This window comes from Streptomyces sp. NPDC051286, assembly GCF_044455345.1.
Classification (GTDB): Bacteria; Actinomycetota; Actinomycetes; order Streptomycetales; family Streptomycetaceae; genus Streptomyces.
In genome coordinates this window covers 36,355-52,435 of sequence record NZ_JBITER010000029.1, presented here as the reverse complement: position 1 = coordinate 52,435, position 16,081 = coordinate 36,355, and the positions used below count along the sequence as shown (strand labels likewise).

Here is a 16,081-nt window from a genome sequence, read left to right as displayed (position 1 = left end):
ACCTGACAGCAAACCTCATGGGTCCTTAAAGACTCGGCACCCGCGCGAACAGCCACCCACACGGGTGAAACGGCGCGACATTCCCCTGACAGTGCGGCCAGCTCCGTAGCGTGCCTGGCTGCAACTCACAGTCCACTCGGACGATGAATGGCAACACCGGACGCGGAACGGGGGGACGCCATGGGTGCTCCTTCAATCAATAGTCGCCATCTTCTCCTGGAAGACCGACCGCCGCCGAGCACACCCACGGTGCAGCGGCTTCCCGGCAAGGCCAGGTCTCGCCAGGAGGTGCTGCGGGAGTGCGAGGCGGAGGTCGCCGAAATGCGCGGGTACATCCCGAGGGTGCTCTGGGATTTCCTCATTCCGGGTCTGAGCCGCGTGTTCCGGTGGCGCGTTCAGCTTGACTGCGGCTGCATCCCCGAGGTCCTCACTCGTGACGACGGCACCCCACCGCACGAGGCGCAGAGGAAGGCTCTCCACTCACCACTGCCTCCGGGGCAGATGATCTGTCAACACGACGACTCCCCGCCGCCGCCTTATCGCGTGATCGCTGAGTGGGGAGAGCGGAGGGAGGTGAAGTTTCCCGCCGACCCGGTCGAGCCGCCGGACGACATGGATCCCAAGGTTTGGTCGATAATCCGCCATGACGAGCCGCACATCTCCGCCTTCTGGAAAGTGACGCTGGCTTGCGGTCACGGGGAGGAGGCCATCGCGCCGAGTCTCGATTGGGTGCCTGCTTCTGGACCTCGTCGTGCGGATCCGGAACGAATTCAGCAGATGTCTGCCGAGTTCGAGGACGCGTGGCGTGCGAACCCGGAGCTGCAGACCGAGCGGGATCGGGAGCACACCCGACGGATGCTCGCGGACGGCTGGCCGAGCCCGGAGCCTGAGCGACTCTGCTACTCCTGCCCCCATGTTCGGATGATCTCGGCCTACGAGCGCGTCGGGTGGCTTGTCCCCCGCCAGCGACAGTCCAGGAAGGCGGCGAGCACCGCACCTACACCCTCGCGGTACACCTTGGAGCGGAGGCTGCGAAAGGCCGAAGCCGAGGCCGAGCGTCTACGGGCTGAGTTGGATCAGACCGATTAGGGACCGCTTCGCCCTGCTGGCAGTCCGTAGGGGACCTCCCCCATTGGACAAAGCCGTAGTCCGCGATTCGAGAGATCCGCATCGCCGGTGATCGTCTTCCATGCCGAACTATGGGCCCCGTTCGTGTACGCCTACCGCACGGGCGGCCTGCTTGACCGGCCTGTACCACTGCGACGACCTGTGGACCGAGGAACCCTGGACCGACGAGTACGACTTGACGGTCTGGCCGGTACCCCGGCCCCCTGCGGGGGCGGAGTACTTCTCGTATGCTCCGGCGCATGCGACGCACCTTCATACCGCTCGCCCTCGCCGCTCTCGCGCTGGCCGGCTGCATCACCGAGGAGGACAAGGCCGCGAGGTACTGGGACGGCAACCGGTTCGGCGAGCAGACGGCGACGGACTACGCGAAGCGCGTCCTCGCCACCAACCTCACGTACTGCACGACCGGCGGGGAGGTGGCCACCCGGCAGGACATGTGCACCCGCCCCGGCGGCCCCGACACCCAGTACCCCGCCTCCGTGGGACAGCGGGAGTGCGCAGACGCGCTCCCTGGCGGCCTGGACGGCGACGAGCGCGACGCATGGAACAAGGGCTGCATCACCGGCATGGCTCTCGGTGTGCCAGACGTCGCGACGTACGGGGCCGATCCTCAGAAGTGAGCCTCAGGACAGTCTTGTTGGCTGGCCGGGTCGGGCGCCGGACGGCTGCGGCATGGCGTCTCCTGTCGGCTCTTCTTGGCAGGCGTTCCGGAGGCGTTCGTCCATTTCAGCCGTCAGTTCAGTCAGCCGCGCGTACAGCGCCTGTTCTTGCTTGGACAGGTTTCCGGACTTCATCCTCGCCAACAACTCTTCCGTGGCATCGCACAGGACACCCAGGCAGGTCTGGGCCGCCTCGTTGAAGCCGCGATCGTACACACTGAAGTAATAGGTGCGTGCGCTCTCCTCGGCCCCCTCCTTGGCCACCTCTCGTACCGCGTGGCCAAGCTCGCGCAACATCTGCTTGCCCCTCGACATGCTGCCCCTCCCCTTCCCCGTACTCAACACCGAGCTGCTGAAGGTATCGCCCGGCTGGCCCAGTTGGCGATCACGACCGCTTACGCCCTGCTGGCCCCGCTCCTCCGCCGAGGTCGGCTTTCGGTGTCGGCCCCGGCCCTTGCCCATCGCGGGCCGGCCCCACTCGGTAGGCTTCGCCCGCTCGGGCGGCGGCGGATACAGAAGGGCCTGGGCAGCGGCCAGGTTCTCGACAACGCCGACCACCTGCCACTCCGTGCCGGTCCACTCTTCGATCGATCTCGGGGCGCCAGGGTCGACGTAGGCCCCGCAGTGAGGACCGTCGCCGAGCGGCACCGCGCGCCGCTTGCCGTTCGAGGCGGCCTGGCCGTTCGGCTCGCCGGCGCGCCCACTCCTCCAGCGGGCCCGAGGACGCGGCTAGCGCGCAGCATGCCGACATCCGCGAGACAGTCCCGGCCCAGCGCGACCAGCAGGCCACGCCCAGCTCCACAGCCCCCTGTTCCCCGGCCGTTACTGCTCGGGTGCCTCGCCGTCAGAACCCGGCTCGGCGGCGGGCTTCTCGTCGGGAGGAGCGGTGCGCCGGTATTGCGGGTGGTCAAGGTCCATCTGCCTGGCGGCGTGCAAGGGCACCGGGAAGCGGGCCCGGTCTGACCAGAAGAGGGTCTGGTGGCAAAGTTTTGCCGTGGTCACGGCAAGGGCTTCCGCCGAGACGCCCTCGGCGCAGGCCAGCGGGTAGATCTCGGTCGCGGTCATGGAGTACCAGTTCTGGGGCATCTCACCCTTGCGGCGCTCCTCCTTCTTCTCCGAGTGGACGGACCGCTTGGCGTCCCATCGGGTGTACTTCGAGCCAAGTCGGCCAGCGCCGTCGCCGTCGTACGCGCGCGGCACGTTGCACAAGATCCAGACGGGTGCGCCAAAGTCCACATCCACTTGATACAGCATTCGAGTTGTTTCGCCATCTGTCGTGGCGCCAGCCTGTCCCTTCAGCACACGCGTGGTGCTGACAGGCGGCGGGACCTCCTCGTCCGCGATGTTGATGCGGATCACGGCGCGCGGCCTCTCGTCGCTGCTCAGGGAGCTGCCTGGGAGCCAGTAGCGGCTGAATCGCGGAGTCCGGGAGGCTCCCTGGTTCATGTTCTGCAGCCCCTCCCACATGCGGCGGCAGGCCAGCCCGTCCACGGTGACGATGTAGGGGACATCGTCCAGCTCCTCCGCGAGGTCTCCAAGGGCCAATTCGACCGCCTCGGCTGCGTCGTCCCAGCGCTGCCGGTGAGTCTTCTTGTCCCCGTTCTCCTGGGGGTAGGCCGTGGCGTGGAAGGCGGGCTGGGCGCTGCGGTAGGGCTGCCACTGGGGTCGAGTGGAGCTCCAACCGAGCATGCTCCATGCTCCGCCGACATGGGCTGGCGGGATGAGTGCTGATGCGGTGATCACGACCTTGGGGGGCCCGTTCTCCCCCTTCCGCCGGTTCTGCTGGCGTACATGAACACCGACTTGGGCGACTCGGTGAACGGGATAGTCGGAGGTTTCGGGTTCCAGCGCGTTGGCGATGCGGTCGTCGATGACCCCGAGCGAGCGGTAGAGGTCGAGGAGGGCCATTTCGGCCGGGTGGTCCTTCGCCTTCGGCATGACGATGCCCTTGTCGTTCTTGCCCAAGATGTACTGGGTGGGAACGCCGAGACCGGCAAGGAGCGATCGTGTCAGGAGCTTGCCGTCGCGGCTGTCGGCGTCCGCGCCGTTCTGCTCGTCAACGGCCTCGGGCTTCTCGGTCTCGCACCAGGCGCCGACAAGAATCCCGTCCCCGGAGACCAGCGAAGCCCCGGTCTGTGCCAGGGCTTCTCGCCTGCCGTCCGTTCCACCAGGCTTGAGGAAGTCGGTGGCCAGGTGAAGCACCGCGGTGATCTGGTCGCCGTGAAGACTGAACTCCTGGCCGTCGTGCGGGTCGAGCCCCATGGGGTCGATGCCGTAGGTCTTGCAGAGTGTGTCGAGCATCCGCAGCCGAGTCTCGTCGCGGTACCACAGGCAGGCGATGCGCAGCTTCTTGAAGCCGGCGGCCTCGACGGCGGAGAAAACGGACTCCGGCGTGGGCACGGCGCTGCCTCGCGCCCGGAGCGGCTCCTTGCTCTCGCTCTTCTCCCGTTCCTCCTTGCGGCGTTCGAGCTCCTTCTTGGTAACGCGCTCGGGGTCGGTCGGCCGGTGGGGAAGCGTCATGGGCGCCTCCCGCATTGTCAGAGGCACGGCCACGTCGCCGAACGCCTCGGCGACGTGGCCATAGAGAAGGCGCAGGTGCTGCATCCCTGTGCCGGTACCGATGGGGAAGGAATAGCTCTTGGGGAGGACCGGCCACACCTGGCCGGGGTGTTCGCGGGGGAAGGCCGCCGGCTTCTTCTCCTCGCGGGCCGCCTTGAGAAGTTCCTGTTCCCTGCGGGATCGCTGGTCGATCGTCCTCAGGATCGAGTAGTCCATCTCCAGACGCCCCAGCGCCTCCAAGGCGAGCCGGTTCACGGTGCGGGCAGCGCCGCAGCCGTTGAGCGACACTTCGAGGAGCGGACGCCCAGAGCCGGGCTGCACAGCCAGGGCCGTCTTCGAGAAGATCAACGAGGAGGAGATGCGGGTCACCCTCGACGACACCAGGAGCACGGGACTGGCAATGTTCGGAAGGGTCTTGAGCCGCAACGCGGTACGGGAGAGGGCGTACCGACCGCCCTGCTCGTTCTGCCAGGGTTCTTCCAGGGCAACCAGACCGCCGGTGGTGTCGGGACGCAGTGCGATCTTCCTGCTGTCGGAGATCGCCCACTTTCCGGCCATGCGGCGGGAGAGGTCCCAGGCGACGGTCCTGTAGACCCATGCGGGGGCGTTGGGCTGCTTGCCGTCGATCGGCTTGAGGTGGTCGGCGAGCGCGTATCGGTGTTCTGGTGACGCGGCGATCCGTTTGGCGAGCTCAGGAGCCATGTCGAGGTCGATGGTGTCGATCTTCTCGCCGAGCGCCAGTGCGTGGGTGAGGGTGAACACCTGACGGAGCAGCTCGCTGTCCAGCGGTTCGCGTGAGGCGAGAAACGGGCCACGGAAGTCGGGGTCGAAGTAGACGTAGCCGCCGCTTAGGGTGCTGAGCACGGTGGTAGCGATGGAGTACGGGGCCTGCGCCGCGTCGTCGCCGTAGCGTCGTGCGCATTGCCTGCTGAAGTCGCTCCACAGCTTCTCGGTCTCGCTGTCGAAGTGCCGCACGTACACCGCGGCGTCGCCGACGAGCTTGGGTGTGCAGCGGTAGGCGAGGGTGTTCAGGTACACCCCGGGCTCGCGGTCCTGCTGGGTCACGCGTCCTCTTCTCTTCACGCGCCCGGGAAGCCGGGCTCGTGGGGTTCGATGCCGGCGTAGGACAGGAACGCGTTGAGCGCCTCTCCGTACAGTTCGTTCATCCGTTGACGCACCTGGGGCGTCCACTGGGAGTGGATGCGGCGCAGGACTGTTTCCAGGTCGGCGTTCCAGGTGTCCTCGTGGAAGGCGTAGTCGACCATGTGAAGAACCGCTTCGGTGCCTCCGCGGCGAGCCCGGCCGGCCAGCTGAATGAGATCGACGATCATGCCCGCGACGACCTCCTCCTGGAGGGACTTGTGCATGGACGTGAACTGCGGGGCCGTCCGCAGGAGAAGGGACAGACGCTCCCAGGCAGCGTCACGCCCGACGGCAAGCGCCCGTGATGGGTTCGAGCTACCGCCGGTCGGCAGAGCCCGCAGACCAGCGGCGTTGATGCTGGCGTACATCTCGGCAGGCTCGCTGAGGAGCGCCAGGGGACGTACACAGAGGTAGACGGAGCGGACTGCGGAGCGAATGCCGACGACGATGTTGAGCCCCCTGGCAATCAGCGACAGGGGCACGACCAGGATCTTGCCGTGTTTGGGGAAGTCCTCGAACTCCTCGGCGGTGAGGCGTACAGCGACGTTCTCCTTGGGCAGGTCGGGGTCGGCACGGTGGCGATCCTCCGCCCGCACCGCGACGCACAATCCGCCGCCGTAGTGGCCAGCCTGCGCGATGCCACGCGCTAGCCAGGCGCACTGCTGGTAGGAGTTGGCCACCACGAGCACGTGGGCGCGGTCGGGGTCCCGGGCCATCGCTCGTTCGAGTTCGCGGTGGATCTTCTGGTCGTACAGGTTGCTGCCCAGTTCGATCAGGGCGTCCTTCTTACGGCTGGGGTGGGTGCCTGACACCTTGATGGGCTCCCCGAACAGGGGGTGGCCCTCTCCATACTCGATACGGTGCTTCCTGGCCCGGATGGACTTGGCCTGCGCGTCGGTCATCCACCACCGGACGGGGGCATGGACATGTTCGCGCACGGCCTGGGGGAAGTATGCGGTGGCCGACAAGCCCATCACCGGACGCTCCACAGCGGCCAGGAGGAGCGAGACGACACCGCCGAGCTCGGCCGTGTAGGTGTGCGGATCACCGGTGATGCTCTGGGCGACAACGCTGGCGTTCTTCTCCTTGTCGTCAAGCCCAGTGATGCGGTAACCGGTGATGGAACGGCCGAGCATGCCCAGCGGAATCACCGAGGAGACTGCCGTGGCCCGCAGGAGCTCCACGATCTTCTGCGCCGACCGCAGGCCGGAGGAGCGGTAGTCCTGAGCCTTGTCCTGCAGTTCGGACAGAGCTTCATCCAGCTCGGTCATGGCAGTGCGCGTCACCAGGAGGTTGATCGCCTTGGCGCGCCGTTGAACGTCCTTGATGGAATCCTCGAGAAGCGTGTGCAGCTCCAGCTTCACCATGTCGAGCAGGTGCTCGCCTCGTGGCGCCACGAGGGCACCGAGGGCACGGCGCACGTCGTCCCAGTCGGGTTCGAGCAGACTCGGTTGGGAGGCGAGCGGATCGAGGCCCCGATATCGGGCCGGCATGAGGGCGTTGAGCCTCTGGAAGAAGTCCGGCGGAATGTCCGCCTCTTCCGCGATCTCCGTCTCGGGCCAGAGCAGGCGGATGAGTGCGCGGTCCCGCCCACGGGCCAGGTGCCAGCGGGTACTGGTCTGGTCCGGAATGCGGGCCTGGGCTCGCTCGTCCTCCGTGGCGTGCAGGCTGAGGGCGTTCTTGCAGATGCTCAGGAGGAGAAACTCCGCCATCAGCCGCACGTGGCTGACGGCGGGCAGCAGGTTGTGCTCGTCGTCGATGTGTAGCCGCTTCGCGTCGGTGTCCATCTCCTGCGGCGCTGCGGACCAGTGCCGCCGAGAATGCAGGACCACCTCGCCAGCGCAGTTGTCGATGGCCCGGGACTGGAACTGGTCCACTTCGTCGACGAGCACGGCGTGGCAGGTCCGAAGCGCGAATTCGGCCGCCGTCATGCTCCGGACGGCCCGGCCGTCCAGGTTCACGCCGATGCGCAGGTTGCCCTGCATGAAGGCGTAGTGGTTCATGATGACGACGTTCGCGGCGCAGGCGTCGTAGACGGGGGCGAACTTCCCGCACGTCGGGATCCAGGGGCAGGCTGCGGATCCCACCCCCTGACGGCGCAGGTTCAGGCACGGCTCGCGTCCGGGCGGGTAGTCGCCGGTGGCCTCCAGGAAGGTCTTTTGTGCGCATCCGTAGGCCAGTTGGTCAAGATCGCGCTCGCCTCGCTCACCCCACTCACCGGGGAGGTCGGGGTTTTCGTTGATCAGGGAGGCGTGCTTGAGGGCGCGGTCGTGCATCCCGGACGAGGACATCAGGTGGGCACAACCTGCCTCGTGTTCGATGACCCCCGATTTACGCAGGTGGTCGAGGTCCCCTCGAACATTCCACGTCGCTGCCAGGCACGCCTTGATGTCGGGCAGCACGATGGCGACGCGTAGCTGGTTCGCGGCGAACCATGCGGCCATGACCCGGACCAGGACGCTCTTGCCGGTGCCGGTCGGGGCGTTGAAGATCTCTGTCCGACCGGCGGTCATCGTCAGCGCCTCGCGGGGGGACAGGCTGTCGGTGGTCTGCAGCACCTCGAAGAGCTGCTGCAGGGTCTGGTGCAGGTAGCGCTTCTCCGGCGTGTAGCGCAGGTCGATCTGCCGGGCCAGGTCAAGGAGTTCGGGCGTGGGGATACGGACGTCGGGCAGGTAGGGGACAGAGGAGACGCGCGGGAGCCGATCGTGGCCAAGCGGGGCGGTGAACTGGGGGTAGGTGGGGATGGTGAGCCGCCCCTGGATCTGTCCCTCCCCGTTCACAAACATCTCCTGCGTAGCCCATGTCCCCGGACCGGCGAAGTCCGGTGGCTTGGAGCGGCTACTGGCCCGGCGGAAGCGGGCCGTGAGACGGTCGACGTATCCCGGCAGGTCGCCGCCTACCCGTGGGAAGGCGGCGCTGGCGGTGAACGGGTTGTCACCGACGAGCTCAAAGGGAAGCATCGTCCCCGGGCCGTCGGGGTCGTCTCCGTGCAGGGGCGCGAGCATAGACCGGGCCGTGATCGAGAAGGCCCGGAGACCCGAGATCTCGGTGGGGGCGATGGCGTACACCGCCGTGATCCGCTGCTTCTCCTCATGGGTGAGGCTGTCCCAACGTTCCCACGCCTGGTACTTGCCGGAGACCAGGAACGCCGCCTGTTCAAAGGGGGCAGCGCCACGCTCGTCCCCGTCCACCGTTTCGGGAAAGTAGTGGGCGGCCAGTGCCAGCGCCGCCAGTACTGCGGTCTCCTTGACCGACGCCTCGCTCATGTCCAGCTCACCTCTGCCTCCTTACACACCAGTTCACCGAACTCGGAGGCGGTGACCGCCCTCATCCCGTACCTCTCGCACACCCCAGAGAGCAGCGGGACCTGGCGGGCCCGGTAGTCCGGCACGACCAGCCACTCGGCCCCGCCCTTGTCGCCCTCCTGTGCGTGGATGAGCTTCGCGAGCGTCGTCGCCGACGTGTAGTCCTTGACATCGACCTTGAACGACAGCTTCTTGCGTCGCTTCGGCGCAACCTCCACCAGGAGGTCGTAGGCGTCCAGCCCCGGCCACAGGTCCACCTTCAGCCCGCGCTCCTTCAACCGGTCGAACAGGGCCAGCTCCGGAAGCCCCGGCACGGTGGTGTACCTCCAGATACCGCGGGCGAGCGCCTTGTGCCCCTCCGCGGGCAGCGCCTCGGGCAGGGTCTTGGTGTCCGGATACAGCACCGCTTCCCTCCCGCTCGGGCGCGCCGGAGACGGCTCTGGCAGCAACTCCGGCACTTCCTCGTCCGACGTTGGACGGAACAGGTACGCGGCACCCATGTCCGCGTGGGGGGCATGCCAACAGCGAGCCGATCCCACGATGTTGCCGGCGTTCTTGCGGAGCGTGAGGCGCATCGGCCAACGGCAGACCGGGCAGGGAAACCACCAGCCGTGGTGGACGGACCCGTAGGGGATCTCCTCGTAGAAGTCGACGACCCCCATTGGCAATTTCAGCTTGCGCAGTTGGTCGACCGGACCCGCCGGATGCCGGATGAGGTCGGAACGGCCTGCCTCGTAGGCGTTCTGCGTACCCTGCTTTCGTAGAAGCGCGTACGCCGTCTCCTGCTCGATCTCCGACTGGAGCTCCCGGTCACTGATCGCCCCCGCGTCCTTGTCGAGCTTCCGCAGGGTATGCAGCAGAATCCGCTGCTCCAGATCGAGGTCGAAGGCATCCTCGGTCACCTGCCCGTCCCTGTCGACCACCAGCAACCCGCCCAGGTCCAAAGCATTTACGCCGTCCGGCAGCAGCCCAGCCAGATCCCCTCTGAGTGCCTTCCGGAACTCGGCGAATGGCAGCGGGCTGCTTGGCCCGCGAGCCGCCAGCATCGTGCCGTGGCACTCCATCAGGGTCGCCAGACGCTGCTCCGGCTTCAAGCCGGGCGACGTCATGGCCTTCGCCGCCCGCAGAGCAGCCCGGGTGACCAGGTAGCGGACCTTGACTTCGTCAAGTGTCTGAGCATCTTCGTGCGTGGGGCTCGTCACAAATCCGCAGCGTAGACCGCACCACTGGCAATCACCCCGAGGTAGAGGGAATTCCAGCTTCTAGAGTGAGTCGACCGGAAAAGGGCCTAGCCCTGTGGTATCGACCTGCGGATAGAGCTCTCGATAGAGATCGAGATACTCCGCGACATGCCGCTTACCGAGCCTGGTCAATCGCCATCGATACTCGGCAACGTGCGTGCCCCCTGCCGCCATCACCGGAACGGACTCGACGAAGCCCCGGCTCGGCTGACCGCCTGCTTTCCCCTTGTAGCCCACGCCGATGAAGAAGAGGGACCGGCCCGCCAACCGGTCGTCCTCCAACCCGGTCGGTTCCGCCGCCGCAACCCGTACCAATACGCCCCACAGCCACTCCGACAGCAGATGCGCCGCGTGGTCAGGTTCACGAGGCTCGCCCAGCCCGGCGCGGGCAGCTGCTCGGCCCCGGCGAGTAATCTCCACCAGCACCCGATCCACATAACCAACGCCGGGATGCTCGACGGCGTCCTCCGTGATGATCAGCAGCCCCCGCCGCTCAAGTGCATGCACGGTCTGACCAGCGCCAGGATCGTGCACTCCGCCACGCCGAAGGCGTTCCTGCAGGCGGGTATAGCCCACCAGTGACGGTGCGGCCTTGAGGGTCAACGGCAGCTTGCGCCACTTTGCCGCTCGTGGCACTGGCAGACGCTGCACCCGTCGCATCCACATCTCGGTCTCCGTCATACGGTCATCCCGCATGATTTCGCCCAGGTAGATGCGCTGCCGTTCGTTCAACAACTCCCAGGTCCTCAGCGCGGCCTGTGAGGGGTCCTGCTCCCGCTTGCCCTGGATCTGCGGCGCCGGCTCACCTGTACGTGTGCGCATCCAAGCGTCCAGGACCATACGCACGGGCACGCCGTAGACCTTCGCAAGAGGAGCAAGCAACCTTCCGGTCGTCTGGGCGTCCTTCCACCCCCGGCCGCGCACCTCGCGACCACTCTCCAGAGCCGCCACCTTCGCCGCGGACACGCACAGCTCACGTCCGGCGGACGACGCTCGCAACAGCTCGGCGACTCGGTCGAGGGGCAGTCCAGCGGCATAACGAAGATCGATCAGCGTTTCCGCACCGCGCTGAGCTCCGGTGAGCGCTCCAGAGTCACACCCCAAAGCCTTGGCCAGCTGGTCCAACCGCGCCGGAGCGGGCGAGTGCCGGCCCTCCTCGTAGAAGAAGATCATCCTTTCCGACACCCCAGCCCGCGCCGCCAGCTCCGCTCGTGTCAACCCCAGCTCTTCGCGCCGGGCCGCCAGGCGGCTCGGCTCGATTCTGCGAAGAGGCGCGGGCATAACTCCATAAGAGCCAGGCTGAAGACTTCATTGCAACCGTGCCTCTGCACCCGCTGTCGGCCCTACTGCCGGCATGGATCAACGCTCGTTCAACGATGCCGTTGTACGGAGCAGGGGCAACTCATCCTTCCGGCCGGAATAGTCCGGTACCGCTATCGATTGATCCTCCTGAGTGATCGCAGGAGGGGGACGCTGGTGACCGACGTGAAGCTGTTCCGGCTGGATGCCGATGGTCGGGACATCGAGCTGCGGGGTTCGACCGTGGCGCTGGAGGTGGAGCTTCAGCGTCGGATCGAGGCAGGGATGGAAGCAATGCTCGGCATCCGCTTCCTGGCGTCGGAGTACCCGACCGGCCCCTGGCATCGGGGGCGGATCGACACGCTCGGGCTCGACGAGAACAACACGCCCGTCCTGGTCGAGTACAAAAAGGGCGCCAATAGCGGGGTCCTGTCGCAGGCCGTCTCCTACCTGTCCTGGCTGGACTCCGCTCACCACGAGGTCGAGGCGCTCGTCCGGAAGGTGCTCGGCGCGGAGGCCGCCGAGAGCATCGACTGGCGCCGCCCGCGGATGGTCTGCATCGCGGCCAGCTTCTCCCACCACGACCGCGTGGCCGTACAGCGGCTGCCCGAGCGGATCGACCTGGTGCGCTACCACGTCTTCGACGGCGGTCTCCTGAGCCTGCTGCTCGTGGACTCTTCGCCCGGTTCGACGAACGGTTCTTCGTCTCGTCGGATCAAGGAGCGGGACACGGCGACCATCAGCATGCCGACGACCTCTGTAACTTTTCCGCCGCCGGGCTCTGGTCTCGTCCCGGAGTGCTTGCGGGACCTGTACGCGGAGCTGGACGAGGCGCTCACGGCGTGGGGCGAGGTGGAGGTGGCGCCGCTGCGGCACTACATCGCCTACCGGCGGCTGGTGAACGTGGCCTCTGTGATCTTCCGTCCGAAGCACGAGGCGATCCTGGTCTACCTCAGACTCGACCCGGACTCGGTCGAGTTGGAGGAGGGCTTCACCCGGGACATGCGCGGCATCGGACACCTCGGGACCGGCGACCTGGAGGTGCGCGTCGTCTCGGCGGCCGACCTAGAGAAGGCGGCGCCGCTCATCCGGCGGGCGTTCGAAGCGGCCTGACGCAAGGGGAAGGGCGGCTGGTGCATCGGTTACTCGATGCGTCAGCCGCCCTTCGGCGTCTGCGGGCCGCCGTTCCCCGGCTCTCCGCTCTCACGCTCATGCCTCCGGTCCGGCCAGCTCGAAGTCGTCCTTCGTCAGTTCGGCGCGCAGCCGCTCCTCGGCGACGTCGGCGTAGTGCGCGGACAGCTCCACGCCCACGAAGCGGCGTCCCTCGCGCAGGGCCGCGACCCCCGTGGAGCCGCTGCCGGTGAACGGGTCGAGGACGGTGCCGCCCTTGGGGCAGACCTGGACGAGCTGCTGCATGACCTCGACCGGCTTCTGGGTGATGTGGACCCGGCCCTTGCGGGGCTGGGAGGCGATGTAGTGACCCGGCAGGTAGAGGTCGCGGGTGTTGTCGAGGGATCCCTTGACGCCCCAGATGATGAACTCCGAGTCCTGCTTCGGTCCGCCCTTACGGGGTCGGCTGGAGGGTTTGATCCACGGAATGGTGCCGCTCCAGGTCCACCCCGCCAACTGCAGGGCGTCGGAGGTGGTCGGCTCCTGGCGCCAGTCGGTGAAGACCATGGCCACCGCGTGCTCGGTCGAGGCCCGGTACGCCTCGGTGAGCAGCTCGGTCAGCCAGGAGCGGTAGGAGCGCTGGTCGCGGTTCTCGCCAGGGAAGTTGGCGAGGTCGTGCGCCGAGTTGCTGGTGACGTACTTGGCACGCGCGGTGCGGCCGGTGCGATCTGAACTGGTACGGCCACCGGAGTTGTACGGCGGGTCGGTGATCACCGCCTGAACGCTCTCGTCCGGGAGGGACTTCAGGACGGTCAGGGCGTCGCCTCGGTGCAACGTGTAGCTCATGGGGAGGGCCTCTCTTCGGGCACGGCGGATCCGGGCCCGCTCCGGACAGCGCTCAACGGCGTGCGTCTGGGGCGGGGTTGCACCGGAGGTTAACGGCGAATTCCGGCCGCGCCTAACGAGGTGACTCCCCGCTGCGGGCCCCGGGACGGCAGTCGTTTGGTACGGCCGGAATCCCGGTCTACTGTCTCGCCGTGTCACCGGGAAGGAGCCCCGCTCCACCCCCGCTGACCTGTGCTTATCCGTGCTGTCTCGTCTAATCGGGCAGCTTCGGCGGCATGTTGCCCGTCTGTCCGCGAGCGCCGTGAGGAGGTCCCGGTGCACTGCCTGAGATTACGAGCGCGGCTGGCTGCCGCGCGTGACCTGAAACCGGCGTCCGGGAGCTACCAACTCCTCTGACCCGGGCCCGCCGAGAGGCGGATGCACATCGGCGCGGTGCCGACGGCTTTGCACGAGAAGTCTGCACCGCGCCTCCTACGAACACCGAGGAGCCGCTGCGATGCAGCATGCCCTGACACACCCGCCTCCGTCACCTGGCCGGCACCGCCGTCGCGCTGAACGGCGGCGGCGATGAAGAAGACGACCGGAGCCCTCGTCGGTCTCTGCGCGACCGGCCCGCTGCTGCTGGCCCTTCCGATCCTTGCCATCGGCGCCGGGACCGCCTCGGCCTCGTGCTCGACCGACGGTGCACAGGGTGTGGACACCTCCGCCGTCGCCAAGCAGGTGAAGGCCATCCTGGACGGCGGTGACAAGGGCTCGGTATCGGTGCCGGGCCTGGACGCACCAGGCGATCAGGTGCCGAACGCCAAGACGATCCAGGCCACGGGCGTCGCGATGAACATCCCCGCCCGAGGGCAGGTCGTCGCCCTGGCGACCGCCCTGCAGGAGAGCGGCCTGCGGAACCTGACTTACGGCGACCGCGATTCGCTGGGTCTCTTCCAGCAGCGGCCGTCGATGGGCTGGGGCACGGCCAGCGAGATCCTCGACCCGGTGCACGCCAGCACCAAGTTCTACGAGGGGCTCAAGAAGGTCTCCGGCTGGCAGTCCCTGTCCGTCACCCAGGCCGCCCAGGCGGTGCAGAAGTCGGGCTTCCCCGAGGCGTACGCCAAGTGGGAGCCGCTGGCCACCGCCCTGCAGAAGGCGATCGAGCCCCTGCTGCAGAAGGCCGGCGACCCGTCGCCGAACCCTTCGCCGTCCGGCTCTGCCGACACCGGCAGTCCTTCGCCCGATTCCGCGGGCGGTTGCTCGGCGGACGGTGACGGGACGGACTTCGGCACCATCCCGGCCGGCGCGCTGCCGGACGAGTACAAGATCCCCGCCACTGCTCCGCGAGAGGTGCAGACGGCGATCCGGTGGGCGTTGGGCCAGCTCGGCACGCCGTACCAGTGGGGCGGGAGCTGCACCGACTCCCACGGCAAGAACCCGATGGGCCGATGCGACTGCTCCTCGCTGATGCAGCAGGCGTACAAGGCCGCCGGAGTCAGCCTGACACGGACCACGTACACGCAGGTCAAGGACGGCAAGTCGGTGTCGGTCGACGCCCTGAAGCCGGGCGACCTCCTCTTCACCGAGGGGACGGCTGCCGTACCCGAGCACGTCGGGATGGCGATCGGGCAGGGCCTGATCGTCCACGCCCCACACACCGGTGACGTCGTACGGATCACGACCGTCGCCTCCTGGAAATCGCGGATTCTCGCGGCCCGCCGAGTCGTCTGACCGGCGCTCCCCCTCCTCACCTCTCTTCGCACCGCTGGTTCGCCCCTCCGGGCTTTGGCATGCATTCATTCGAACTGGAGTTCCCCATGTATTTCGCTGACCAGGTCATCCAGCTCGCCTACGATCCCGGGGTCAAGCCGAACGAGGGCGGGCTGCCGGGTCTCAATGTCCTCAAGCAGGTGATGGGCTCGATCAACCTCTTCGGGCTCATAGCCGTGGTCGGCGCCCTCGCCGTCAGTGCGGGCGTATGGGCCTGGGGCCATCACTCGGGCGGTCACCAGGCCGAGGCGAACGGGAAGAAGGGCGTGTTGGTGAGCGCCGGCGCGGCCCTTCTGCTCGGCGCGGCCAACGGCGTGGTGGCGTTCTTCTCGACGCTCGGAACGCAGGTCCACTGATGGCTCAGCACTCCACCCACCCCGGCGGCGCATCTCGCGTGCGCCGCCGGGCGCTGCTCGGCACCGTAGTCCTGGCGGTGCTCGTCGCCCTCGCCGGCCTGGTTGCTTACCTCACCCGCGAGGGCCGAGGCCCCTCCGATGCTCCGGCGCCACCGCCGAGTTCCCCCACGGCGTCCTCGTCGCCCGCGGCACCGTCCGGGCCGCACACCCGGCCCCGCGACCTCCCCGTCCCGCCGAAGACCCACGACCCGATCCAGTACGGAAAGGCCGCCGCCGCAGCGCTGTGGTCGTACGACACCCGGGCGTACTCCCAGCCCGAGCTGCGCAAGGCCCTGCGCGGCTGGCTGACCACGGAGTCGAGGTACGCCGACCCGGCCTCCGTCGACAAGGTCGTCCCCTCGCCCGTGCTGTGGAAGGAAATGGCCTCCAACAGGCAGGTCGCCACCGCCAAGATCAATGAGGGGCACTTCCCGCACGCCTTTACCCAGGCCCTCCAGGACGATCCCGGGGCGATCACCCAGGCGTACGTATACGCCGTCACGGTCTCCGGCAAGCAGTCGATTGTCTGGAAGGGCTCGCCCGCCGGCGGCGCGGAGAGCCGGTCCACCACCCTCGCGGTGCAGTGCCGACCCGACCACCCCTGCGCCTTGGTCGGCGTCATGCCGTCCGTCGCGCCCTGACCC

The 16,081-nt window shown here is 67.7% G+C and carries 12 protein-coding genes; 6 read left to right on the top strand and 6 right to left on the bottom strand.

What is annotated here, in order from left to right:
- Window positions 1-321: 321 nt before the first annotated feature.
- Both ACIBB8_RS26050 and ACIBB8_RS26045 read left to right on the top strand, forming a co-directional pair.
- Window positions 322-1,089 (top strand): hypothetical protein, encoded by a 768-nt coding sequence (locus tag ACIBB8_RS26050; RefSeq protein WP_398956007.1) that lies wholly within the window; start codon window positions 322-324, stop codon window positions 1,087-1,089.
- Window positions 1,090-1,367: 278 nt separating this feature from the next.
- Window positions 1,368-1,748: a hypothetical protein gene (locus ACIBB8_RS26045; RefSeq protein ID WP_398956005.1), complete on the top strand. Its 381-nt coding sequence runs from the start codon at window positions 1,368-1,370 to the stop codon at window positions 1,746-1,748.
- Between the two features lie 3 nt (window positions 1,749-1,751).
- On the opposite strand, the gene ACIBB8_RS26040 is transcribed toward ACIBB8_RS26045, so the two are convergent.
- The 5 genes from ACIBB8_RS26040 to ACIBB8_RS26020 form a co-directional block, all read right to left on the bottom strand.
- On the bottom strand, window positions 1,752-2,435 hold the full coding sequence (locus ACIBB8_RS26040; protein WP_398956003.1) for a DUF6087 family protein: 684 nt from the start codon (window positions 2,433-2,435) through the stop codon (window positions 1,752-1,754).
- A gap of 174 nt (window positions 2,436-2,609) precedes the next feature.
- Window positions 2,610-5,411 (bottom strand): RNaseH domain-containing protein, encoded by a 2,802-nt coding sequence (locus tag ACIBB8_RS26035; protein ID WP_398956001.1) that lies wholly within the window; start codon window positions 5,409-5,411, stop codon window positions 2,610-2,612.
- 14 nt (window positions 5,412-5,425) lie between these two features.
- Window positions 5,426-8,755, bottom strand: a complete 3,330-nt coding sequence (locus tag ACIBB8_RS26030) for a hypothetical protein (RefSeq protein ID WP_398955999.1) — start codon at window positions 8,753-8,755, stop codon at window positions 5,426-5,428.
- Entirely contained in the window at window positions 8,752-9,996 is a 1,245-nt protein-coding gene (locus ACIBB8_RS26025; RefSeq protein ID WP_398955997.1) for a hypothetical protein, read from the bottom strand. Before ACIBB8_RS26025 ends, ACIBB8_RS26030 begins: the two co-directional genes overlap by 4 nt.
- Window positions 9,997-10,056: 60 nt before the next feature.
- Window positions 10,057-11,316, bottom strand: a complete 1,260-nt coding sequence (locus ACIBB8_RS26020; protein WP_398955995.1) for a helix-turn-helix domain-containing protein — start codon at window positions 11,314-11,316, stop codon at window positions 10,057-10,059.
- Window positions 11,317-11,511: 195 nt separating this feature from the next.
- Between ACIBB8_RS26020 and ACIBB8_RS26015 the strand changes: the two genes are divergently transcribed.
- The gene (locus ACIBB8_RS26015; RefSeq protein WP_398955992.1) at window positions 11,512-12,447 is read left to right on the top strand and encodes a DUF5655 domain-containing protein; all 936 of its coding nucleotides are present in this window, start codon (window positions 11,512-11,514) and stop codon (window positions 12,445-12,447) included.
- Between the two features lie 96 nt (window positions 12,448-12,543).
- Here the strand turns inward: ACIBB8_RS26015 and ACIBB8_RS26010 are convergent, their stop codons facing one another.
- The gene (locus ACIBB8_RS26010) at window positions 12,544-13,290 is read right to left on the bottom strand and encodes a DNA-methyltransferase (protein ID WP_398955990.1); all 747 of its coding nucleotides are present in this window, start codon (window positions 13,288-13,290) and stop codon (window positions 12,544-12,546) included.
- 567 nt (window positions 13,291-13,857) lie between these two features.
- On the opposite strand from ACIBB8_RS26010, the gene ACIBB8_RS26005 reads away from it, so the two are divergent.
- The 3 genes from ACIBB8_RS26005 to ACIBB8_RS25995 all read left to right on the top strand — a co-directional run bounded on the left by ACIBB8_RS26005 (window position 13,858) and on the right by ACIBB8_RS25995 (window position 16,078).
- Window positions 13,858-15,003 (top strand): C40 family peptidase, encoded by a 1,146-nt coding sequence (locus ACIBB8_RS26005; RefSeq protein ID WP_398955988.1) that lies wholly within the window; start codon window positions 13,858-13,860, stop codon window positions 15,001-15,003.
- Window positions 15,004-15,089: 86 nt separating this feature from the next.
- Entirely contained in the window at window positions 15,090-15,398 is a 309-nt protein-coding gene (locus ACIBB8_RS26000) for a DUF6112 family protein (protein WP_398955986.1), read from the top strand.
- Window positions 15,398-16,078 (top strand): hypothetical protein, encoded by a 681-nt coding sequence (locus ACIBB8_RS25995; RefSeq protein WP_398955984.1) that lies wholly within the window; start codon window positions 15,398-15,400, stop codon window positions 16,076-16,078. The genes ACIBB8_RS26000 and ACIBB8_RS25995 overlap by 1 nt, the downstream gene beginning before the upstream one ends.
- Window positions 16,079-16,081 lie beyond the last annotated feature (3 nt).

Excerpts from the sequence above, each read along its gene's own strand:
- ACIBB8_RS26020 (WP_398955995.1), bottom strand. The coding sequence starts at position 11,316 with ATGCCCGCGCCTCTTCGCAGAATCGAGCCGAGCCGCCTGGCGGCCCGG.
- ACIBB8_RS26030 (WP_398955999.1), bottom strand. The coding sequence starts at position 8,755 with ATGAGCGAGGCGTCGGTCAAGGAGACCGCAGTACTGGCGGCGCTGGCA.
- ACIBB8_RS26045 (WP_398956005.1), top strand. The coding sequence starts at position 1,368 with ATGCGACGCACCTTCATACCGCTCGCCCTCGCCGCTCTCGCGCTGGCC.
- ACIBB8_RS26005 (WP_398955988.1), top strand. The coding sequence starts at position 13,858 with ATGAAGAAGACGACCGGAGCCCTCGTCGGTCTCTGCGCGACCGGCCCG.
- ACIBB8_RS26000 (WP_398955986.1), top strand. The coding sequence starts at position 15,090 with ATGTATTTCGCTGACCAGGTCATCCAGCTCGCCTACGATCCCGGGGTC.
- ACIBB8_RS26010 (WP_398955990.1), bottom strand. The coding sequence starts at position 13,290 with ATGAGCTACACGTTGCACCGAGGCGACGCCCTGACCGTCCTGAAGTCC.
- ACIBB8_RS25995 (WP_398955984.1), top strand. The coding sequence starts at position 15,398 with ATGGCTCAGCACTCCACCCACCCCGGCGGCGCATCTCGCGTGCGCCGC.
- ACIBB8_RS26050 (WP_398956007.1), top strand. The coding sequence starts at position 322 with ATGCGCGGGTACATCCCGAGGGTGCTCTGGGATTTCCTCATTCCGGGT.